We start from the raw sequence: 22,902 nt of genomic DNA on the forward strand, positions 1-22,902 counted from the left end.
CGATTCAGTATGAACGCATCCTGCTCTATAGGGCGCTCTTTATCATCCAGATTTCAGGGCGGCTGCGAGCTCGGGCAGCGCCTGAAACAGATCCGCGACGAGGCCATAATCGGCGACATCGAAGATCGGCGCGCTTTCGTCCTTGTTGATCGCGACGATGACTTTCGACTCTCCCATGCCGGCAAGGTGCTGTATGGCTCCTGATATGCCGACTGCAATATAAAGATCGGGCGCTACGATCTTGCCGGTCTGGCCAACCTGCAGATCGTTCGATACGAAGCCGGCGTCAACGGCGGCGCGGCTGGCGCCGATCGCCGCGCCAAGGGATTGCGCGATTGGCTCGATCAGCTTGAAATTATCGCCGTTTTGCATGCCCCTGCCGCCCGAAATAACGACGCGCGCGGAGGTCAGTTCCGGACGCTCCGATTTGGTGAGCTCGTCGCGCAGGAAGCTCGCATCCGCCGCCGCAGGCATGGCGGGCGTCGTCACGATCGGCGCGGCGCCGCCGGCGGACGCAGCGGGCTCGAAAGCGGTCGCCCTGACGGTGATGACCTTCAAGGCGTCTTTTGACTGGACCGTGGCGAGGGCGTTGCCGGCGTAGATCGGGCGCACGAACGTATCAGGCGAGACGACCGCAACGATCTCCGAAATTTGCTGCACGTCACATTTGGCGGCCACGCGCGGCAGGACATTCTTTCCGAATGTTGTGGCGGCGGCGACGATCGCGGCATAGTCCGCGGAAAGTCCGATCACAAGAGGAGCCAGCGTCTCCGCCAGGGGATGAGCGTAGAGCGGATCGTCCGCGAGCAGCACTTTCGTGACGCCAGCGACGGCGGCGGCGTCTTCGGCGACGCCGCGCACATCCTGCCCGGCGACGAGAAGATGAGCCTCGCCGCCGAGGCGCAGGGCCGCCGCGACGGCGCTGCGCGTCGCGGCTTTGAGATGGCGGCCGTCATGTTCGGCGAGCACCAGTGCGGCCATATCAGATCACCTTCGCTTCGGTCTTCAATTTGTCGACGAGTTCGGCGACGGTTTTCACCCTAATTCCGGCGCTGCGTTTCGGCGGCGCCTCAACCCGCAAGGTCGCAAGGCGCGGCGCAAGATCGAGGCCGAGCGTCGCCGCGGGAATGATGTCGAGCGGCTTTTTCTTTGCCTTCATGATGTTGGGAAGGCTGGCATAGCGCGGCTCGTTGAGGCGAAGGTCTGTCGTGACGACGGCCGGAAGCGTCAGCGACAGCGTCTCCAGCCCGCCGTCAATTTCCCGCGTCACCTCGGCGCGTCCGTTGGCGATCACGAGCTTTGAGGCGAAGGTTCCCTGCGGCCAGCCCAGCAAGGCGGCGAGCGCCTGTCCGGTCTGGTTTGAATCATCGTCAATCGCCTGCTTGCCGAGAATTGCGATCTGCGGCGCCTCCCGCTCGCACAGCGCCTTGAGGATCTTGGCGACAGCCAGCGGCTGAATTTCCTCGCCGGTCTCGATAAGGATCGCGCGGTCGGCGCCAATCGCGAGCGCGGACCGCAGTACGTCCTGCGCCGCCGCCGGGCCGATCGTGACCACAATGATCTCCGAGACGCTGCCGGACTCCTTCAGCCGCACCGCTTCTTCGACGGCGATTTCGTCGAAGGGGTTCGCCGAGAATTTTACATTCGCCGTCTCGACGCCGGAATTGTCGGCTTTCACGCGGATCTTGACGTTGTAGTCGATGACCCGCTTCACCGCCACGAGGGCTTTCATCGCGATGCGTAACCTTTCCTGGAATTTTGCGCGCAGCGGAACAAGGAGCGCAGCCGCCGCGGCATGTCAAACGACAACGTCGCTCCGGCGGCGCAATATATAGCTAGAGCCGGCGCGGCGTCGATCACGCTGGCGGCGGCGCGCGCGCGTCAAATCGCGCCAGGGGGCGGGGCGCGGATTGTAAAGACAGTTCAGGCGTCGTTGGCGACCGAAGGTCGGCGATCGGGCGACGCCGGTTGAGGCTCGGCCGGCCGCCAGGCGTTCAAGCCGCCAAGCATAAATCTCGTCAGAAACGCCCGCAGCGCTTCGATCCGGATTTCTGGCGGCTGGGTCGCGCGAAAGACGGCCTCGGCGCCAGCCGCGATAATCATGGCGGCGAATAAACCGGTTTCCTCGTCGGACATGGCGGACGGGGGGATGAAGCGCCGTAAATCTCGCTCCAGATCGGTCGAGAGGCTGTGGATCGCCGTTGACGGATAGACCTCCGAGCGAATGTAGTGCTGATTGCGTTGGATGAAATCCATTGCGCCGTCGATCGACTGGACGAAATCGAGGTAGGAACTATAGGCGAGAAACAGCAACTCTTCCGGATTTGTCGCCCGTGCGCGAACTGCGCGAGTCTCGATCCGCAGCCGCTCAAATAGATCTTGCGCGATAACTTCGAAGATCGCTTCTTTGGTACGGAAATAGTTGTAAAATGTGCCCGGAGAGAGGCCGCTCAGCTTGACGATGTCGCGTACATTCGCCGCGTCCATTCCCACATTGCAGAACACGCGCCAGGCCGCCGCCTGGATGTCGGCGCTGTTTTGCTGGCGCGTGCTCTCCCGCTTTTCCGAAGCGCGGTATTTCCGGGCCGGAGATGTCATCATGGGGCTGCCACTACCTGCGTATTTCTGAACATCAAACCATATACCTCTCTGTAAAATCCAACTCAACCTTCAATGACGCCTTTGTGTGTCCCGATTGCGACTTAAAGGCCGGCAGATTAAGCTAAAGTTAGTCTTGCGCAGGCGACGGCGGAGCTTCCGCTTTGCGCCGGCCTGTTCATCCTGACCGGAGAATCACCGCCAGGATCGCAGACCGCCACACATTGAAGGAGCGTGACCGACATATGACAAAAGCCATTCACATGATGATCCGCGTGTTGGAGGAGCAGCGCTCGGTCGACTTTTATGAGGCGGCGTTCGGACTGAAGATCGCCGATCGAATCCCCTTTGACGACTTCACGCTCATCTATCTGCGCAACGCCGACGCCGATTTCGAGCTCGAACTCACCATCAACCATGGCCGGACGGAGCCCTATGCGCTCGGCGACGGCTATGGCCATCTTGCTTTTGTTGTCGATGATCTTGAGCGCGAGCGAGACCTTATGGCGTCGCGCGGATTGGCGCCGAATCCGATCAAGGAAATGTTTCACGACGGCGCCCTTATGGCGCGGTTCTTCTTTATTCAGGATCCGGATGGCTATAAAATCGAGGTGTTGCAAAGCCACGGGCGCTACCGTTAGCGACGACGGGAGGGCAATAGTGTTGGCGGACGCCATCCTTGTCAGCACTGGCCGGTAAACCCGTGTTGCTCGACCCTCGAAAGCCCCGCCAATTTCGCAGCGCCCATCCGCCGTTGCGCGCGATCAGGCGGGAGGCGGAGCTCTGACGCGGGTTCAGGGCGCCGGCCGTGCGCCGCGCGCCGGCTTCTCCATATAGGCGGACGGCGGCTTTTGCGCGTAGCCGCGCCGTATGCTGAGTTCGTTGATGAGGCGCTCCGCCGCCTGCGGAATAACCGTCCCGGGCAGAAACACGGCGGCGACCCCCGCATCGAGCAAGGGGGCGACGTCGGCCGGCGGAATGACGCCGCCCACGACAAGCATGATGTCGCCGCGACCGCGCGCTTCGAGTTCGGCCTTGAGCTCGGGCAGCAGAGTCATGTGACCAGCGGCGAGGGAGGAGACGCCGATGATATGGACCTCTTCGTCGATCGCCTGCGCCGCCGCCTCTGCGGGGGTTGCGAACAGCGGCCCGATGCGGACGTCGAACCCGAGATCGGAGAAGGCCGAGGCGATTACCTTCTGTCCGCGGTCATGCCCGTCCTGGCCGAGCTTGACGACGAGGATGCGCGGTTTGCGGCCCTCATTGTGGCTGAAGCCCATGGTCAGATCCGCGACCCGGTGAATGGCCTCATTGGCGGCGCCCGCCTCGCGGCGATAGACGCCGGAAATCACCCTGGTCGAGGCGGCGTGGCGTCCGTAGACGCTCTCGAGCGCGGCCGAGATCTCGCCGACGGTCGCCTTGGCGCGCGCCGCCTCGACGCCGAATTCGAGAAGGTTTCCGGTCCCGTGCGCGGCCGCTTCCTTCAGTTTTGCGAGAGCTCGTTCGACTTCTTCCGCGCTGCGCTCGGCGCGCAGTCGCTCGAGTTTTGCGATTTGCGCCGCGCGGACGACCGAATTATCGACTTTCATCACCTCGAGCGGCGCTTCTGTCTCGGGCTTCCATCGATTGACGCCGACAACCGTCTGCAGCCCGGCGTCGATATGCGCTTGCGTCTTGGCCGCCGCTTCCTCGATGCGCAGTTTCGGCACGCCGGCTTCGATCGCTTTGGTCATGCCGCCGAGCGTCTCGATTTCCGCGATATGGCTCAGCGCGCGTGCGGCGAGATCGGCCGTCAGACGTTCGAGATAATAGGATCCCCCAAGAGGATCGATCGTCCGTGTGATCCCGCTTTCCAGCTGCAGCATGATCTGCGTGTTGCGCGCGATCCGCGCCGAGAAATCGGTCGGCAGGGCGAGGGCCTCGTCGAGCGAGTTGGTGTGCAGCGACTGTGCGCCGCCGAGCGCCGCGGCCAGCGCTTCGATTGTCGTGCGCACTGCGTTGTTGAAGACATCCTGCGCCGTCAGCGACCATCCCGACGTCTGGCAATGCGTCCGCAAGATCAGCGATTTTTCCGATTTCGGCGCGAATTGCGCCATAAGCTGGCTCCACAGGAGACGCGCCGCACGGAGTTTTGCAACCTCCATGAAGGTATTCATGCCGATCGCGAAGAAGAAGCTCAGGCGGGGCGCGAAAGCGTCGACGTCGAGGCCGGCGGCGAGTCCGGCGCGCACATATTCGACGCCGTCGGCGAGCGTGTAGGCGAGTTCCAGATCGGCCGGGGCGCCCGCTTCCTGCATGTGATAGCCAGAGATCGAGATCGAGTTGAATTTCGGCATGCGCGCCGACGTGTAGGCGAAGATATCCGAGACGATCCGCATCGACGGGCCGGGCGGGTAGATATAGGTATTTCGCACCATGAATTCTTTGAGAATGTCGTTTTGAATGGTGCCCTGTAGCTGCTCCGGCTTCACGCCCTGTTCTTCCGCCGCGACGATGTAGAGGGCGAGGATTGGCAGAACCGCGCCGTTCATCGTCATCGACACCGACATGCGGTCGAGGGGAATGCCGTCGAACAGCGTGCGCATGTCGTAGATGGAATCGATCGCAACGCCGGCCATCCCGACGTCGCCGGAAACGCGCGGATGATCAGAATCATAGCCGCGATGCGTCGCGAGGTCGAAGGCGACGGACAGGCCCATCTGGCCCGCCGCAAGATTGCGCCGGTAGAAGGCGTTGGAGTCCTCGGCGGTGGAAAAGCCGGCATATTGCCGGATCGTCCAGGGTTGGTTGACATACATGGTCGGGTAGGGGCCGCGCAGATAGGGCGCATGGCCGGGAAAACCGTCGACGGCCGGAAGCCCCGCGCGGTCCTGCGGCGAATAGGCGGGCTTTACGGCGACGCCCTCCGCCGTCAGCCAGGACGGCTCGGCGAGGCCCCCATCCGCGGCCGGCGTCTTGATCGCCACGGAATGGAACGCGATCTTGGCGAAGTCAGGAATTCGCATCATGCCCTCGGTTTTTTGTTCCAGATCCGGCGCAGGAAAGAAACGGCGTCGCTTCCGGCGAAGATGAAATCCTCGACGCCGGCGCGGCGCAGCGCGCCCTCGAACTCGCCGGGCCAACTCGCGACCACCACCCTTACGCCGATCGCGGAAAGTTCGCGCGCGGCGGCCTCAAGACGACTGCCCGAGACGTGTTCATGACCGTTGCCGCTCGCGGTGTGAGCCGCCTCGCTCGCGCAGAGGCATGCGGCGAGGGCGCCGGAAGCAAAGCAGGCGTCGGTCAGCGCTTTGAGGTCGGCGAAAGTCTCAAGCCCGGCCGTCTCGAAGCCGGCGGCCTCGAACACGCTCCGCGCAAGGTCGCGGCGCGCGCCGGATTCGGCGTTGGCGTCGAGTCTTGCCAGAAAAATACGTGGACGTGCGCCATGAGCGGCGAGCCATGCGTCGGATTTGTCGCGCAGACGTTCGAACGGCTCGGCGTCGCGCTGGCATGGGAGCGCGCCGCGCGCCGATCGCGCCGCGGCCGCCGCCGCGCGCCGGCTTGGCGACAGCACGGGCGGAACGATTTCGGCAAGATCAGGAAAGATGCTGACGCCGGTGAGGGCGCGCGCGCGCGAGGCGAAATCCTGCCGGCGCCGGGCGCGCGACAAAGCAATGGCGTCCTGCCAGAAGCCCGAGGCGAGCGCCTTCGGGAAGCCGCCCGCCGTCTCGATCCTCTGAAACAGATCCCAGGCTTTTTCGCATAGTGCGAGGGTCAGCGCCTCGATCGCGCCGGATCCCGCGATCGGATCGGCGACGCGTGTCAAATAGCTTTCATCCGAAAGGATCGCGCCGGTGTTGCGGGCGAGCCGCCGCGCGAATTCATCCGGAAGGCCCAGCGCCGCCGTAAAGGGCGACACGCTCACGCTGTCGGCCCCGCCGATCATCGCCGCTGCGCAGCCGAGCGCGCCGCGCAACAGATTGCCGTAGACGTCGCGGCGCGTCAGCATGCGCCATGACGTTTCGGCGTGAAGCCGGAGCGGCGCGCTCGGAATGTCACAGGATTTTTCGACAAGCGCCCAAAGCCGCCGCAGGGCGCGCAATTTGGCGATCCCCGTCAACACGTCGGCTTCCGTGACGAGCACGAAACTGAGCGCGGTCGATGCCTTGGCCAGCTGGCCGGCGCTGGCGAGGGCGCGCAGATAGGCGACGCCAGTCGCCAGCACGGAGGCGAGTTCCTCGGCCTCGGTTGCGCCCGCCTCGTGGTAGGGCCGCGCGTCCGCGCGCATGAGAGGCGAGGCGAAGCCATGTTCGCGCAGCGTTGCGCAGGCGCTGGCGACGGCGGCTTCCTGATCCTTCCAATTGGTCGGGGGACCGCCCCGCGCCGCGAAAACGCCAATCGGATCAAAGCCGAAATCGACGTCGATCGAGGCCGGATCGTGGTTGCGCCGCTCGATGAGCTCGGCGAATTGCAGCGCGCCCCCGACGCCGCCTGGGGTGGGTTCGAGGCGAAGCGAGATCAGATCGAGACGAACGCCGCCAAGCGCCTGATTGAGATCCTCGGCGCTTTGCGCGCGAAGGCCGAAACCGCGCGCGGCGGCGGCGCCCTCGAAGCTGATCGTCAATCCGTTGGCGCCGCCTTCGAGATCGGCGGTTGCGAGCGCCTTCGCCGCGAAGGGATCAGGATGATCGAGGCGAGCGATGATGCGGCAGTCGTTTGCGGCGCGCCAGGGCTGCGGCGCGGGGTCGGCTTTCGGGTAGAGCGGCGCGATCGGAATAGCGTCATCGGTCTGGAAGGCCGGAAGCGCGCCGGATGAGGATTTCGCCATGATGCGCGCGACCGCGGCGCGCCAGGCGGCCTCGCCCGCGGCGTCGGCAAAGGCGAGCGCGCTCACGCCGCAAAATCCATGATGACGGCGTCGACCGCAAGGCTTTGACCCGCCGCCGCATAGACCCTGCCGATCGTCGCGTCGCGCTCGGCGCGCAGGATATTCTCCATCTTCATCGCCTCGACGATCGCCAGCGCTTCGCCGGCCTTCACGGCCTGCCCTTCGCTTACCAGAACCTCGCGGATGAGGCCGGGCATTGGGCAGAGCAAATGCTTGCCGCTGTCCGCCGTACGTTTTTCCGGCATGAGCCGCACGAGTTCGGCTTCACGCTGGGTATAGATGCGCGCTTCGGCAAAAAAACCGCCATGGGCGAGCAGCACGCCGTTCAAAATGGGTCGGACCTGCGCAGCGATGCGTTCGCCGTCGACCACGCCGCGCCAGACCGGCTCGCCCGGTTTCCACATCGGGATAATCGAAACGAGCCGCCCGTCCTCGAACGCAAGATCGAGGCCTTTCGGCGTTTCATCGATTTCGAAAGCGAAGTCTTCCGCTCCGACGACGACGTGGCGGCGGCGCTCGAAGGTGACCGCCTTGGCGACCGGCATCTGACCGGAAATCTGCCGCTTGCGCTGGTTGAGCTGGTAGTCGATCGCCCCCGCGATGGCGGCAAGGCGCAGGGCGATCGCGCCGGTTGGCGCCGGGTTGGAAAAGCCTTCCGGATATTCCTCGGCGATGAATCCCGTCGAGAGCCGCCCCTCGCGCCAGCGCGGATGGGACATGAGGCTTGAAAGGAAAGGGATGTTGTGGCGGATGCCGTCAATGGCGAAGGCGTCGAGGGCGGCGCTGTGGCCGTGGATCGCCTCGCTCCGCGTCGGCGCGTGGGTCACGAGCTTGGCGATCATCGGATCATAATGGATCGCGATCTCGCCGCCTTCGACGACGCCGGTGTCGTTGCGGATGGTGAGTTCGCCGAATTTGCCTTCGGCCGGAGGCCGGTAGGTGGTGAGCCGCCCGATCGAGGGCAGGAAGCCGCGGGTCGGGTCCTCGGCATAGACGCGGCTTTCGACGGCCCAGCCGGAGAGGCGCACATCCTCCTGCTCCAGCGCCAGCGGCTCGCCGGCGGCGACGCGGATCATCAACTCGACAAGGTCGAGGCCGGTAATCAGCTCGGTGACGGGATGCTCGACCTGCAGCCTTGTGTTCATCTCGAGGAAATAGAAGCTCCGGTCCTGGCCCGCGACGAATTCGACGGTGCCGGCCGAATCATAGCTGACCGCTTTGGCGAGGGCCACCGCCTGCGCGCCCATGAGTTCGCGCGTCGCAGCGTCAAGCAGGGGGGAGGGCGCTTCCTCGATGACCTTCTGGTTGCGCCGCTGGATCGAACATTCGCGTTCGCCGAGATGGATCACATGGCCATGCTTGTCGCCGATGATCTGGATCTCGACGTGGCGCGGGTTTTCAATGAATTTCTCGATGAAGATGCGGTCGTCGCCGAACGAGGATTTGGCTTCCGATTTGGCGCGCGCAAATCCTTCCTCGACCTCGCTTGCCGATCTTGCGATGCGCATGCCCTTGCCGCCGCCGCCGGCCGACGCCTTGATCATGACCGGAAAGCCGATCTCGGCGGCGATGCGCGCGGCGTCCGCGCCATCCTTGATGATATCGAGATTGCCCGGAACCGTCGAAACCCCGGCGGCGCGTGCGAAGCGCTTCGATTCGATCTTGTCGCCCATCGCCGCGATGGCGCCGACATTCGGGCCGATGAAGGCGATATTGTCCGCCGCCAGCGCCTCGGCGAAAGCCGCGCGCTCCGACAGGAAGCCATAGCCCGGATGCACGGCCTCGGCGCCGGTCTTGCGGCAGGCCTCAAGGATGTTCTCGATCCGAAGATAGCTTTGCGCCGCCGGCGCTGGACCGATATGAACTGCCTCGTCGGCCATCTCGACATGCCTTGCGTCGCGATCGGCGTCGGAATAGACGGCGACCGTCGCGACGCCAAGGCGGCGCGCGGTCTTGATGATGCGACAGGCGATCTCGCCGCGGTTCGCGATCAGGATCTTTCCGAACATTGCGTCCTCACAGCGGAATGTTGTCGTGCTTGCGCCATGGCTTTTCGGCTGTCTTGCCGCGCAGCATGGCGAGCGCCCGCGCAATCCGCAGCCGCGTCTCCCGCGGCTTGATCACCTCGTCGATATAGCCGCGCTCGGCGGCGACGAAGGGCGACAGAAAGCGGTCCTCATAGCTTTTGGTCAGCGCCGCAATCTTATCCTTATCGGCCATGTCCTGACGGAAAATGATCTCGACGGCGCCTTTCGCGCCCATCACCGCGATCTGCGCCGAGGGCCAGGCGTAGTTGACGTCGGCGCCGATGTGCTTTGAGGCCATGACGTCATAGGCGCCGCCGAAGGCCTTGCGCGTAATTACCGTGATCAAGGGCGTGGTGCATTGCGAGTAGGCGAACAGCAATTTCGCGCCATGCTTGATCAGACCGCCATATTCCTGCGCGACGCCGGGCAGGAAGCCCGGAACGTCGACGAAAGTGACGATCGGAATGTCGAAGCAATCGCAAAAGCGCACGAAGCGCGCCGCCTTGCGCGAGGCGTCGGAGTCGAGCACGCCGGCGAGCACCATCGGCTGATTGGCGACAAAGCCGACCGTGCGCCCGTCGATGCGGCCAAAGCCGGTCACGATATTGCCGGCGAAAGCGCCCTGAATCTCGAAAAAGTCCCGCTCGTCGACCGTTTTCTCGATCAGCTCCTTGATGTCATAGGGCTTGTTGGCGTTGTCGGGAACCAGCGTATCAAGGCTCGGCTCGACGCGATCGACGTCGTCAAAACTCGGCCAATGCGGCGCGCCGCCGGTATTGTTGGCGGGAAGAAAATCAATCAGCCGGCGCAACTGCAGCAACGCCTCAACGTCATTGTCGAAGGCGATGTCGGCGATCGAGGATTTCGTCGTATGAATACGCGCGCCGCCGAGTTCCTCGGCGGTGACGGATTCATTGGTGACGGTTTTGACGACCTCGGGCCCGGTCACGAACATATAACTGGTGTCGCGCACCATGACGATGAAATCGGTCATAGCCGGCGAATAGACGTCGCCGCCGGCGCAGGGCCCCATGATCACCGAGATCTGTGGAATAACGCCCGAGGCCTCGACGTTGCGGCGAAAGATCTCGGCATAGCCGCCAAGCGCCGCGACGCCTTCCTGGATGCGCGCCCCGCCGGCGTCGAACAGGCCGATGATCGGCGCCCGCGTGCGCAGCGCCATATCCTGAATCTTGATGATCTTGGCGGCGTGGGCCTCGCTAAGCGAGCCGCCGAACACCGTGAAATCCTTGGAAAAGACGAATATGGCGCGGCCATTGATCGTGCCCCAGCCGGTGACCACGCCATCGCCCGGGATCTTCTGCTTTTCCATGCCGAAATCGGCGCAGCGATGCTCGACATACATGTCGAACTCCTCGAAGGAGCCCTTATCGAGCAAAAGCTCGACGCGCTCTCTTGCCGTCAGCTTCCCCTTGGCGTGCTGGGCGCCGACGCGGCGCGCGCCGCCGCCCGCGAGGGCCTCGTCACGGCGACGTTCAAGCTCCTCGATGACATGTCGCATGGCGAGACGTTTCCTTTTGCGGACGCGCCTTTGCGGCGGCGCATAATCTTCACAAATTTTCAGGCGTTTTGAAAGAGAAGCGGCTTTCTGCCCGCAGCGGCGCGGGCCGGCCTGATTTTTGTTGTCGAACCGACTCTTGCGTTCTACTGCAGTAAGCGGCGCGATCAATCCAAATCGGGCGAACTTGCAAATCTGTAAATCAAACGGATTTACAAAAATGAAGAAATTGTTCGCCGGACAGATCCTGAGGCGCCGCCGCGAGGAGCTATCCCTGCCGCAGGCGCTCGTGGCGAGGCGCCTTGGCATCTCGCCAAGCTATCTTAACCAGATCGAAAGCGACCAGCGCCCTCTCACCGCCGCGATCCTCGTCGAGGTCACGCGCGTGCTGAAGCTGCAGGTCGCCGATCTTTACGACGATGGGCCGGAGCGCCTTGCCGCAAACCTGCGCGAGATGCTGTCCGATCCGCTGTTCGAGCACGCCAGCGTCAGCGGCCGCGAACTGAAGGCGATCTCGACTGCTGCGCCCCACCTCGTTCGCGCCATGCTGGATCTGCATTCCACCTATCGCCGCATGGAGGAGCGCTATCGCGGGCTCGACGACGCCTTGCGTCAGGGCGAGGGCGGGGTCGAGGCGCAAAGGCGTCCCTTCGCCTTCGACGAGGTCCGGGATTTCTTCCATTTCATGGGCAATTACTGCGATGCGCTCGACCGCAGCGCCGAGGCCCTGGCCGAACGGCTCTGGGGCGAGAATGCGGTATCTTATCAAAGCCTTGCCGACTATTCAGCGCGCGAGCTCGGCGCGCGCGTCGTGGTCTCGACGCCGAAAGCGGCCGGCGGCCCGATCAGCCGCTACGATCCCGATATCGGCGTCCTGTTCCTCGACGCCGATCAGGAGCCGGCGACACAGAAATTCCTGCTCGGCTGTCATATTGCGGCGCGCACGCAGCACGAAAAGATCGACGAACTCGCCGACGGCGCGCGGTTCAAAAGCCCGGCCTCCGGAAAAATCGCGAAACTTGCGCTCGCCAATTATTTCGCCAGCGCGCTTGTGATGCCCTATGCGCGCTTTTCCGGCGAAGCGCGCGCGGCCCGACATGACGTCGAGCGGCCGTCGCGGCAGTTCGGCGTCAGCATCGAGCAGGTCTGCCATCGTTTTTCGACGCTGCAGCGGCCGGGCCGCGAAGGCGCGCCCTTCTATTTCCTGCGGGTCGATCGCGCCGGCAATATCACCAAGCGCCACAGCGCGACGCGGTTCCAGTTCGCGCGCTATGGCGGCGCCTGTCCGTTGTGGAACATTCACGAGGCGTTCGAGCGGCCCAATCATTTTCTAGTGCAGGTCGCCGAAATGCCGGATGGCGTGCGCTATCTTTCGGTCGCGCGCTCGATCGCCAAGAAGGGCGGCTCGTTCGGCTCGCCGCAGCGCAATTACGCGATCGGGTTTGGCTGCGAGATCGATCATGCGCAAGATCTTGTCTATTCCGATGCGATCGATCTTCGCAGTTCGGCAACGGTCGCCAAGATCGGCGTCGCCTGCCGCGTCTGCGAACGGCAAGACTGTTTGCAACGCGCCGTGCCGCCGCTCGACGCGGCGATCGAGATCGACGCCAATGAACGCGGTCTCGCCCCCTACAGACTGAGAAGCGGCGAGTGAGGCGGCTGGTTGCGCTGGGCGGCGCCTGTCTACGCGCCGAAAATGACCCGGCGGAAGCGGCGCAGCGCGAACAAGAAATAGGCCCCCCCGATCACCGCCACGGCGACAAGTTGCGGCCAGACGATGGAGAGGCCCGCACCGCGGTAAAGAACGGCCTGGGCGAAGGCGACGAAATGCGGCGTCGGACTGAGCGTCTGCATCAGATAGCGCAGCCAGACAGGCATGCTTTCGATCGGCGTGCTGCTGCCAGACAGAAGCTGCGTGATGAGCAGCACGGGAATCGCAAGCAGGCCAAACTGGCCCATCGAGGAGGCGATGGTGCCGAGCAGAATGCCCAGCGCCGCCACGGTGAAAACGTAGAAACACGAGCCGCCGAGAAACAGCGGGATCGAGCCGGCGATCGGCACGGACAGCGCTGCCTGCACGACGAGGGTCAGCGACAGGCCGGCGGCGATGAGAATGACAAGCCCATTGGCGAGGATCTTGGCGAGCATGATCTCCGAGGGCGTCACCGGCATCACGAGAAGATGTTCGACGGTTCCCTGCTCCCTTTCGCGGATCAGCGCCGCGCCGGTCAGTATGACGGTCAAGAGCGTGATGTTGTTGATGACCTGCATCACCGAGGTGAACCAGCTCGATTTCAAGTTCGGATTGAATTTTGCGCGGGTGACCACGTTTACAGGGATCTCGGTCGTTCCTTCGCGCCCCGAGAGGAAATTGGCGACTTCTGTCGCGATGATGTTCTGAATATAGACGGCGCCATTGCCCGCCTGCGTGATGGCGGTGGCGTCGATGTCGACCTGCACGGACGTGGTGCGGCTGGCGAGGATGTCGGCCTGGAATCGTGGTGGAATCTCGATCACAAAGACGAGCCGGCCCTCATCCATGACCTTGTCGATGCCGCCGGCCGAAACTTCGACGGCGCGCTGGAACAGCGGCGGGGTCAATCCATCGGCGATCCGGCGCGACAGCTCGGAATGGTCTTCATCGACAATTCCGACCGATAGATTGATCGCCTCGGTCGAAGCGCCGTTCGCGACGGTGTAGACCGCGACGGTGAAGGAATAGACGACGAGGACCAGCATCACAGGGTCAGCCCTGATGCTGCGCAGCTCTTTCACCATCAGCCGGTAGATCGTGGACAGCCGCGCGCGGAGCCCTCCCGCGTCCGGTTTCGTTCCATTCCCGGCGGGCGCCTTCACGTCAGGGCTCCTGTTTCTTCAGAAGGAATTGCGCGGCGGCAAGATAGGCGAGCGCGAATCCGACAAGCGCCAGGATACTGACCCAGAACTCGGCCAGCCCGAGCGATTTGGTGAAAACGCCGATGCTGATGGGTTGATACCAGGCGGCCGGAAAGGAGAGGCCGATCAGCCGCGCGCCGCCTGACAGCGAGGCGACCGGCGCCAGCAGCCCCGAAAAATTTACGGCGGTGATCATGCAAAGGATCGAGGTCGCGAAAACGGCCGCCACTTGCGTGCGGGTAAATGTCGAGACGAGCTGGCCGAAGCCGGTGGTCGCGAAAACATAGCAAAGGCTCGCGAGCGCGAGCGTTGCGAAGGAGCCCTTGACCTCGACGCCGAACAAAACGCCCGCGAGCAGCACGAGCAGAAGGAAGCTCACCATGGCGACGCCAACATAGGGCAACTGCTTGCCGAACAGAAATTCAAACTTGCTGATCGGCGTTGCGCGGAAATTGGCGATCGAGCCGGTCTCTTTCTCCTTGACCACGGCGACCGCCGACATGATCGCGGGGATAAGAATCAACATCAGCACGATGATGCCAGGAACCATGGCGTTGACGCTCTTGAAGGCCTGATTATAGCGAAAGCGCGTCTCAATGTTCACGGTGGATGTAACCCCGTTGGGGCCGAGCTTCTCAACCGTCCGGTCCCTCAAATATTGCACAGCGATGCCGCTCACATAGCCGCGAGCCGTTTCGCCGCGAAAGGGCATGGCGCCGTCGATCTGCACGGTGACTTCGGGCGTGCGCGAATTTTGCATGTCGCGGCCGAAGCCGGCGGGGATTTCGACGACGAGGCTCAGTTCGCCGCGCTTGAAGCGCTCCTCCATCTCGGCCGGCGACTCGATCGGAGGCTGCTCGAAAAAATAGCGCGATCCCGAAAAGCTCTCGAGCAGCCGGCGGCTCTCGGGCGTGCGGTCCTGATCGAAGGCGGCGTATTTGAGGTTTTCGACGTCGAAGGAAATGCCGTAGCCGAAAGCCATCATCAAAATCAGCGGCCCGAGGAGAGCGAAGGCAAGCCGGATCGGATCGCGCAGAAGCTCCATCGTCTCGCGCCGCGCATAGGCCCAAAGGCGCCTTGGATCGAAGCGCCTCGTCTTGCCGGAATGGTCCACAGCCGGCGGCGGCGCGGCCCTGTTTTCTACAGGCGCGGAAGATTGGGCCGTCGCCGCGGCGTCGATAAGATAGCCGATGAAGGCGTCCTCGAGCGTCGCCGCGCCGCGCTTCTCAACCAGCTCGCGTGGCGTTCCAACAGCCAGCACCTTGCCGGCGTGCATGAGTGAAATCCGGTCGCAGCGCTCGGCCTCGTTCATGAAATGCGTCGAGATGAAGATCGTGACGCCATCGTCGCGCGACAGATCGATAAGGGTGCGCCAGAAGGAGTCGCGCGCGATCGGATCGACGCCGGACGTCGGCTCGTCGAGGATCAGGACAGCGGGCCGGTGCAGCACGGCGACGGCAAGCTGAAGCCTTTGCTTGACGCCGAGCGGCAGGCTGTCGGGCCGCTGATCGACGGCTTCGCGCAGATCGTAGCGTTGCAACAGTTCGTTAATGCGCCCGGTGATCTCATTCGGCGGCAAATGATAGAGATGGGCGTGCAGTTCGAGGTTCTGCCGGACGGTCAGTTCGCTATAGAGCGAGAAGGCCTGCGACATGTAGCCGACGTTCTGCCGCATCGCCATGTCGTCGGCGGCCATCGGCCTGCCGAACAGTTTCGCCGAGCCTTCAGTCGCCGGCAAGAGGCCGGTCAGCATCTTCATCGTGGTGGATTTGCCGCAGCCGTTCGAGCCGAGAAAGCCAAAGATTTCGCCGCGACCGATGCGAAAGCTCACATGGTCGACAGCGACAAAATCGCCGAACCGCCGCGTCAGCCCCTCGGCCTCGATCGCCGGTGGCTCGCCGGCGCTGTCGGGGCGCGGCCGCGCCAGAACCTGCTTGTGCTGCGCGCGCTTTTCCTCCGGCAGAAGGGCGATGAAGGCGCTGTCGAGAGAGGTCTCGTGCGTCCGCTCCAGAATGTCGCGCGGCGGCCCTTGCGCGAGGATTTTTCCAGCGTCCATCGCCGCGAGCCAGTCGAAGCGCGCCGCCTCATCCATGTAGGCGGTCGCGACGATGACGCTCATGTCCGGGCGACGGGCGCGCATCGAGCCGATCAGATCCCAGAACTGGCGGCGCGAGAGAGGATCGACGCCGGTCGTCGGCTCGTCGAGAATGAGCAGCTCCGGATCATGCATCAGCGAGCAACAGAGGCTGAGCTTCTGCTTCATGCCGCCAGAAAGCTGCCCGGCCGGCCTGTCGAGGAATGGGTCGAGATCCGTCGCACGCAATAATTCGTCGATGCGCGCGCGCCGTTCGGAAGCGGTTTGTCCGAACAGCCGACCGAAGAAGTCGACATTTTCAAAGACGGTGAGCGTCGGGTAGAGATTGCGCCCCAGCCCCTGCGGCATGTAGGCGATGCGCGTGCAATTGGAAAAGCGCAGGCGCTCATCGGCCATATTGGCGCCGAACGCCGTAACCGCGCCGCTCTGGATGGCGCGGACGCCGGAAATAAGCGCGAGCAACGTCGATTTGCCGACGCCGTCGGGACCGATCATGCCGACCATGCGGCGGGCGGGAATATCGAGGCTGACGTCGTCGAGCGCGATCCTTTTGCCGTAACGATGGGTGACGCCCTTCAGCGCGGCGACGACATCTTGCGTCATTGCGGCAGCTTCACCTTGAGATCGTCGGGCCAATCGACGCCGGGCGCGGTGCGCACAAAGCCGATGCCGCGCACGCCCGTCTTGACCTGCCGGTGGTATTTCTCCAGCACTTTGGGATCGACCTGTAGTTTGACGCGGAACATCAGCTTTTGCCGCTCATCCTCCGTTTCGACGCTTTTCGGCGTGAACTGCGCGTCGGTGGCGACAAAGCTGATCGAGGCCGGAATCACATATTGCGGAATGGGATCGGCGATGATGCGCGCCTCGTCGCTGAGCGCGAGCTTGCCGGCCTCTGACGCCGGCAGATAGATCGTCATATAAACGTCGTTGAGATCGAGGATGGTGAGGATGCGCTGGCCGGGCGAGACCACCTCGCCTGCGCGCGCGAGCCTGTATTGCACGCGCCCGCTGCGCGGCGACACCAGCACCAGGTCGACCAGGATCGATTGAAGCCGCTGCACATCGGCTTCCGCCGTCTGGATCGCAAATTCCGCCTGGTCGCGCTGGGCCATCGCCGCGCGATGGGATGCCTCCGCCGCCTCATATTTGTTGCGTCTCTGGTCGACCACCTGTTGCGTAATGTTGCCGCGCTGCAGCAGCGCCTGGCCGCGTTCGAGATCGGTTTTGGCGAAGGTCAGATCGCTCTGGCGCTGCGCGATCAGCGCGACCGCTTCGGCGAGCGCCTGCTTCGCGCGCAACACCTCGGCCTGCGCGCCGCGCAGCTGAGCCTCATATTCAGGACCGGAGATTTTGCCGACGACCTGTCCCGCCGTGACCTCATCGCCTTCATCGAAATTGAGCGTTTCGAGACGCCCGCCATATTTGGCGGCGACGTCGACCTGCGTCGCCTCGATGCGGCCGTTTGATTTGGCGATGCCGGCTGGAGTTTTGCCGCCGCGCAGACGCGCGATCAGCGTTTGCATCATCTCGCCGGCTTTCGTCGCGGCTTGCTTCAGGTCGTTCTGGCCCTGCGCCGTCGCAACGCCTGTCGCGGTCAGAACGGCGGCGATCAGGCACAATCGGGCGGCGCGGCGAGCATACATATAAATTTCCTTTGCGACGGCTCGATCCATTCGCGCCCGTCGATTCTATGGATCAAGGCGTTATTATTATTTGCTCCGGCTGAAACCGCGCAAATTGCCGTGAACAATTCGGCGGCTGCGGCCTCCGGCTGCATTATCGGGCCGCAAAGCGTGGTTCCGGCGCCCTCGGCTTGTCAAGCGGTTGGCGCAAATCGACCGGCATATGTCGCCAATCGCGCCTCGCCGCATCCGTCGCTTCTGTGATAGAGCAGCCGGGCGGTTGGCGAAGGCGCGCCCGCGCTGGCCCGCAACCTAAAGGGAAGATGACATGCTGATCTTGATCTTCGGACTCATCGTCTTTCTCGGCGTCCATGTGCTGACGACGATGCGCGAGACGCGCGGCGAACTGATCGGACGCTTCGGTGAGAAGCCTTACAAGCTTGCTTACACGGCGGCGTCCCTCGTGGGTTTTGTCCTGATCGTCTGGGGCTTTTCGCGTTATCGCGCGTCCGGCCTGATCCCGGTCTGGGCGCCGCCGGAGTGGACCCGCCACATTACCATGCTTTTGATGTGGCTGGCCTTCATCGCACTGGCGGCGATGGGCAAGACGCCGAGCCGGATCAGGGGCTGGCTACGGCATCCGATGCTTGTCGCGATCAAAATCTGGGCGCTGGCGCATCTCCTCGTCAACGGCGATCTTGGCGGCATGATCCTGTTTTTCTCCTTCCTCGCTTTTGCCGTCTACGACCGGATCGCGGTCAAGCGGCGCGGCGACGTGGGGGCGCCCCGGCTCGCGGAATTCACCCGCGCCGACGCCGTGACGCTGATCGTCGGGACGGCGGCCTATGTCGCCATGATCTTCCTCCATCCCATCCTGATCGGGGTTCCTGTTCTGAGGTGAGCCTGCGGCGAAACGCGCGCGCTCGCCCGCTGACGGCACGAAACTCGCTAACCTCCGAGGGGTTGCAGAATCTTTGGCGCGTCGGGCGCTATGGGAGACGGCGTGATGGCGGAAACGATAAAATCCCGGATACGCGAAGGCCTGCCCTATCCGATCGGCGCGACATGGGACGGCAAGGGCGTTAATTTCGCGCTCTTTTCGGCAAATGCGACGAAGGTCGAGGTCTGCCTGTTCGATTCCGAGGGCAAGACCGAACTCGAGCGTGTGGCGCTCCCCGAATATACCGACCAGATCTATCACGGCTGGCTTCCCGACGTCGGCCCGGGGCAGGTCTATGGCTATCGGGTGCATGGGCCGTATGAGCCGGACGCCGGCCATCGCTTCAATCCGACAAAACTGCTGCTCGACCCCTATGGCCGCGCCCATATGGGCGACCTCCAATGGGACCCGGCGGTGTTCGGCTATACGATCGGCCATGCCGACGGCGACCTCTCCTTCGACGAGCGCGACAGCGCCCCCTTCATGCCGAAATCGATCGTCGTCGATCCGAATTTCGACTGGCGCGGGCAGCCAAGACGCAGCCCCGTCGCGTGGGATCGGACCATCTTTTATGAAGCGCATGTGCGCGGCTATACCAAACTTCATCCGCACATCGCAGAGTCACTGCGCGGAACCTACGCAGGGCTCGGCGAGAAGCAGGTCATCGACCACATCAAATCGATTGGCGTCACCTCGATCGAGTTGCTGCCGATCCACAGCTTCATCAATGACGACTACCTGCTTGAAAAAAATCTCACTAATTATTGGGGTTATAATACAATCGGCTTTTTCTCGCCGGATCCACGCTATGCGGCCGATCGCGCCAATTGCCTGCGCGAGTTCAAGGAGATGGTCTCGCGCTTCCATGACGCCGGGCTCGAGGTCATCCTTGACGTCGTTTATAATCACACGGCCGAAGGCAATGAGCGCGGCCCGACGCTGTCTTTCAAAGGCATCGACAACGCCTCTTATTACCGGCTGCCGCAGGACCAGAAGCGGCATTACGTCAATGACACGGGCACCGGAAATACCGTCAATCTGTCGCATCCGCGCGTCATTCAGATGGTGACGGACAGCCTGCGCTATTGGGTCAATGAGACCCATGTCGACGGCTTCCGCTTTGATCTCGGCACCATCCTCGCGCGCGAGCCGAACGGGTTCGACAATCAGTCGGGCTTCCTCAAGGCGTGCAGCCAGGATCCCGTGCTCGGAACCGTGAAGCTGATCGCCGAGCCGTGGGACTGCGGGCCCGGCGGCTATCAGGTCGGCGCTTTTCCGCCCGGCTGGTCGGAATGGAATGACAAGTTTCGCGGCGCCGCGCGCGATTTTTGGAGAGGCGCCTGCCGCGCCGGCGATCTCGCGCCGCGGCTTCTGGCTTCGCCCGAGGAGTTCGATCATCAGGGGCGCAAGCCCTGGGCGTCAGTCAATTTCATTACCGCCCATGACGGCTTCACGCTGAACGACGTGGTCTCCTACAACGAGAAGCACAATGAGGCCAATGGCGAAGACAACAAGGACGGCGCGGACGACAACCGCTCCTTCAACCATGGCGTCGAGGGATCGACCGACGATCCGGAAATCAACAGGCTGCGCGAGCGCCAGATCTGCAACATGCTGGCGACGCTGCTGCTCAGCCAGGGGTGCCCGATGGTGGTCGCCGGCGACGAGTTCGGCCGCACGCAACAGGGCAACAACAACGCCTATTGCCAGGACAATGAAGTGTCCTGGGTCGACTGGAATTTTGGCGAGCGCGGCCTCAGACTGATCCGCTTTTTCACGCGCATCACGGCGCTGCGGCGGCGTTTCCCGATCCTGCGCCGCGGCCGCTTTTTAACCGTCGCCTATAATGAAGAACTCGACATCAAGGAGTTGACCTGGGTCAACGCCGGCGGCGGCGAGATGGAGCAGGGCGATTGGGAGCTCGCGCAATGTTTTGGCCTCATGCTCGACGGCCGCGCGCAGCCGACCGGCATCCACAAGCGCGGCGAAGACGCGACCATCTTGATGATTTTCAACGCCTGGGACGACATCGTCGAATTTACCTTGCCGAGCCAGGGCGGCGCCAATCAGCACTGGACCTTGATGATCGACACGAATCTATCCGTCGAGGAGGATGAGCGGGAAACGCAGACTTTCCGCTTCGGCCAGAAATATGCGGTGACCGCGCGATCGTTTCTGTTGTTCGCGCTGGTTCCAGATGAGGGCGCCGCCGAATAGGGCAGGCGGTTCGCCTCACGCGCCGGTCTTTTGTTCGCGCGCGAGCGCGAGCCAGGCTCTGGCGGCGGCGGAGAGATAACCGCCGCGCCGCCACGCCAGAACCATCCGCCATTGCGTACCCGGCTCGTCAAGCAGCACGCGTCGGACGCCGGGGTTGGCGCGCTGCTCGGCCATCAGCCGGGGCAAAAAGGCGACGCCAAGCCCCGCGGCGGCAAGTTCGATCACGAAATCGATCTGCGAACTGCGCGCGGCGACGGTCGGCGCGAAGCCCTGCCGGCCACATGCGTCGAGAATGACCTGATTGAGCGCGAAGCCGCTCTCGAACAGGATGAAGGGCGATGTCTTCAGTCGCTCCAGCCCGATCTTCTCCTCTCCGGCGCACGGATGGTCCGTCGCCATCAGCGCCATCAGCGGCTCGTCGCGCACCTTCTGCCATTCAAAATCATGCGCGGCAGGAAGCAGCACGGCGGCAAGGTCGAGCTCGCCGGCGGCGACGAGTTCCTCCAGCCGCTTGCTGCCATGCTCGTTGAGGCGGATGTCGACGCCGGGATAGCGACTGCGATAGATCGCAAACAGCGGCGCGAACAGAAGGCTCGTGCCGATCGGCGGCAGGCCGAGGCGCAGCACGCCGCGCTTCAGCCCGCGCAATTCGTCGAGTTCGGCGATGAGATCGTCGCGCTCGGCAAGCATTGCGAGCGCGCGGCGATAGACGATGTCGCCGGCGGCCGTGAGTTCGCTGCGATGGCCAAGCCGCTCCAAAAGAGGGACGCCGAGCTCTTCCTCGATCAGCTTGACCGATTTGCTGATCGTCGGCTGCGTCGCGTTCAGCGTTTTCGCGGCGGCCGAGAAGCCGCCCTGGCGGACGACTTCGACGAAAGCGCGCAGCGTTCTCAACTCCATAATCAATTCGATATCAGAATAGACTCTATGAAATCAATTCATTTTTGTCATGTTGCACCGCAGTGTAGCCTGTCCGCAACCTGGAGATACGGACATGCATACGCGCGGGCCTCTTCTTCGCATTCGATATGCGTTCCACCATAGCCGACTGCTTCAGCTCGGCGTCCTCACCGGATTCTGGTTTCTCGGCCAGGCGGCGGCGGAGGCCTTGCGGCTGCCCGTCCCCGGCGGAGTCGTCGGCATGGCGGCGGTGCTGGCCTTGCTGCTCAGCGGGCGCATGAGCGTGTTCAGCGTGCGTCGCGGGGCGCAGACGCTGCTTGCGGAGATGCTGCTGTTCTTCGTCCCGGCGGTCATGGCGCTGCTCGACCATTCTGAATTTATCGGCGTGCTCGGACTGAAGCTGCTCGTCGTCATCCTGACGGGCACGCTCTGCGTCATGGCCTCGACCGCGCTGACGGTCGATCTTTGCGCGCGCTGGACGTCGCGTCATGTCGCTCGTTAATCTCGGCTTCGACTCGCCGATCGTGCTCGCGCTGTTCTGGCCGGCGGCGACGATTGGCTTCTATCTTTGCGCGCGAAAAATCTATGCGCGCTGGCGGCGCTGGTATCTTTCGCCCCTGGCGGTAACGCCGGCGCTGCTGCTCGCTCTCGCCATTCTGCTGGGCGCGCGCTACGTCGATTACATGCGCGGCGCGCATTGGATCATGCTGGCGCTGGGTCCGGCGACCGTCGCCTTTGCGATCCCGATTTACGAAAAGCGCGAGACGATCCGCCGCAACTGGCGCGTTCTGCTCCTTGGCGTCCTCATCGGCAGCAGCACGGCAATGGTCTCGGCCTGGGCGATGGCGAGCGTCCTTGGCCTCTCCGGCGATTTGCGGCTCAGCCTGCTGCCGCGCTCGATGAGCACGCCCTTCGCCATGGAGGTGTCGGGCGACATCGGCGGCGCGCCCGATCTGACGGCGATTTTCGTCATGGTCACCGGCATTTTCGGCGCGGCGCTCGGGGAACTGATGTTGACGCTGCTCCCGCTGCGCTCAAGTCTCGCCCGCGGCGCGCTGCTGGGCATGGGCGCGCATGGCGCCGGAGCCGCCAAGGCGCGCGAGATCGGGCAGGAGGAAGGCTCGATCGCCGGTCTCGTCATGGTGCTTGCGGGTTTGCTCAATGTGCTCGCCGCGCCGATCCTCGCCTATGGGTTGAAGGGCGGGTTTTAGCTTCGGCG

General features: G+C 63.5%; 17 protein-coding genes. 6 read left to right on the plus strand and 11 right to left on the minus strand.

The genetic code is table 11. The features are described from left to right. Positions 1–42 precede the first annotated feature (42 nt). The 3 genes from CR492_RS02600 to CR492_RS02610 form a co-directional block, all read right to left on the minus strand. Positions 43–981 (minus strand): electron transfer flavoprotein subunit alpha/FixB family protein, encoded by a 939-nt coding sequence (locus CR492_RS02600; protein ID WP_102842116.1) that lies wholly within the window; start codon positions 979–981, stop codon positions 43–45. A gap of 1 nt (position 982) precedes the next feature. Further along, the gene (locus CR492_RS02605) at positions 983–1,732 is read right to left on the minus strand and encodes an electron transfer flavoprotein subunit beta/FixA family protein (RefSeq protein ID WP_102842117.1); all 750 of its coding nucleotides are present in this window, start codon (positions 1,730–1,732) and stop codon (positions 983–985) included. Between the two features lie 191 nt (positions 1,733–1,923). Then, positions 1,924–2,601: a TetR/AcrR family transcriptional regulator gene (locus CR492_RS02610; protein ID WP_102842118.1), complete on the minus strand. Its 678-nt coding sequence runs from the start codon at positions 2,599–2,601 to the stop codon at positions 1,924–1,926. Between the two features lie 242 nt (positions 2,602–2,843). Between CR492_RS02610 and CR492_RS02615 the strand changes: the two genes are divergently transcribed. Continuing rightward, a complete protein-coding gene (locus tag CR492_RS02615) occupies positions 2,844–3,239 on the plus strand; it encodes a VOC family protein (protein WP_102842119.1) in 396 nt (131 codons plus the stop codon). 153 nt (positions 3,240–3,392) lie between these two features. Here the strand turns inward: CR492_RS02615 and scpA are convergent, their stop codons facing one another. The 4 genes from scpA to CR492_RS02635 are packed head-to-tail and all read right to left on the minus strand — an operon-like array spanning position 3,393 to position 11,014. Further along, a complete protein-coding gene (gene scpA / locus CR492_RS02620) occupies positions 3,393–5,606 on the minus strand; it encodes a methylmalonyl-CoA mutase (RefSeq protein ID WP_102842120.1) in 2,214 nt (737 codons plus the stop codon). Then, on the minus strand, positions 5,603–7,471 hold the full coding sequence (locus CR492_RS02625; protein WP_245411929.1) for a methylmalonyl-CoA mutase family protein: 1,869 nt from the start codon (positions 7,469–7,471) through the stop codon (positions 5,603–5,605). Before CR492_RS02625 ends, scpA begins: the two co-directional genes overlap by 4 nt. After that, positions 7,468–9,474: an acetyl-CoA carboxylase biotin carboxylase subunit gene (locus tag CR492_RS02630; protein ID WP_102842121.1), complete on the minus strand. Its 2,007-nt coding sequence runs from the start codon at positions 9,472–9,474 to the stop codon at positions 7,468–7,470. Before CR492_RS02630 ends, CR492_RS02625 begins: the two co-directional genes overlap by 4 nt. 7 nt (positions 9,475–9,481) lie before the next feature. After that, positions 9,482–11,014, minus strand: coding sequence for an acyl-CoA carboxylase subunit beta (locus CR492_RS02635; RefSeq protein ID WP_102842354.1), 1,533 nt, complete (start codon positions 11,012–11,014; stop codon positions 9,482–9,484). Positions 11,015–11,231: 217 nt separating this feature from the next. Here CR492_RS02635 and CR492_RS02640 point away from each other — a divergent pair, with 217 nt between their 5' ends. Next, positions 11,232–12,665 (plus strand): helix-turn-helix domain-containing protein, encoded by a 1,434-nt coding sequence (locus tag CR492_RS02640; protein ID WP_102842122.1) that lies wholly within the window; start codon positions 11,232–11,234, stop codon positions 12,663–12,665. Between the two features lie 29 nt (positions 12,666–12,694). On the opposite strand, the gene CR492_RS02645 is transcribed toward CR492_RS02640, so the two are convergent. The 3 genes from CR492_RS02645 to CR492_RS02655 all read right to left on the minus strand — a co-directional run bounded on the left by CR492_RS02645 (position 12,695) and on the right by CR492_RS02655 (position 17,647). Further along, a complete protein-coding gene (locus CR492_RS02645; protein WP_245411944.1) occupies positions 12,695–13,789 on the minus strand; it encodes an ABC transporter permease in 1,095 nt (364 codons plus the stop codon). 79 nt (positions 13,790–13,868) lie between these two features. Further along, positions 13,869–16,604, minus strand: coding sequence for a ribosome-associated ATPase/putative transporter RbbA (gene rbbA, locus CR492_RS02650; RefSeq protein ID WP_102842124.1), 2,736 nt, complete (start codon positions 16,602–16,604; stop codon positions 13,869–13,871). Beyond that, on the minus strand, positions 16,601–17,647 hold the full coding sequence (locus tag CR492_RS02655) for an HlyD family secretion protein (RefSeq protein WP_102842355.1): 1,047 nt from the start codon (positions 17,645–17,647) through the stop codon (positions 16,601–16,603). The genes rbbA and CR492_RS02655 overlap by 4 nt, the downstream gene beginning before the upstream one ends. A 307-nt stretch (positions 17,648–17,954) precedes the next feature. Here CR492_RS02655 and CR492_RS02660 point away from each other — a divergent pair, with 307 nt between their 5' ends. Both CR492_RS02660 and glgX read left to right on the plus strand, forming a co-directional pair. Beyond that, positions 17,955–18,527: an NnrU family protein gene (locus tag CR492_RS02660; protein WP_102842125.1), complete on the plus strand. Its 573-nt coding sequence runs from the start codon at positions 17,955–17,957 to the stop codon at positions 18,525–18,527. 105 nt (positions 18,528–18,632) lie between these two features. Then, on the plus strand, positions 18,633–20,783 hold the full coding sequence (glgX, locus tag CR492_RS02665) for a glycogen debranching protein GlgX (RefSeq protein ID WP_180982392.1): 2,151 nt from the start codon (positions 18,633–18,635) through the stop codon (positions 20,781–20,783). 15 nt (positions 20,784–20,798) lie between these two features. Here glgX and CR492_RS02670 read toward each other — a convergent pair whose 3' ends face one another. Further along, positions 20,799–21,683, minus strand: a complete 885-nt coding sequence (locus CR492_RS02670; protein ID WP_102842126.1) for a LysR family transcriptional regulator — start codon at positions 21,681–21,683, stop codon at positions 20,799–20,801. Positions 21,684–21,777: 94 nt separating this feature from the next. Between CR492_RS02670 and CR492_RS02675 the strand changes: the two genes are divergently transcribed. Further along, entirely contained in the window at positions 21,778–22,185 is a 408-nt protein-coding gene (locus CR492_RS02675; RefSeq protein ID WP_102842127.1) for a CidA/LrgA family protein, read from the plus strand. Continuing rightward, positions 22,172–22,894: an LrgB family protein gene (locus CR492_RS02680; protein ID WP_102842128.1), complete on the plus strand. Its 723-nt coding sequence runs from the start codon at positions 22,172–22,174 to the stop codon at positions 22,892–22,894. The genes CR492_RS02675 and CR492_RS02680 overlap by 14 nt, the downstream gene beginning before the upstream one ends. Positions 22,895–22,902 lie beyond the last annotated feature (8 nt).

Origin of the sequence: Methylocella silvestris (assembly GCF_002891535.1) — a bacterium.
GTDB classification, from domain to species: Bacteria; Pseudomonadota; Alphaproteobacteria; order Rhizobiales; family Beijerinckiaceae; genus Methylocapsa; species Methylocapsa silvestris_A.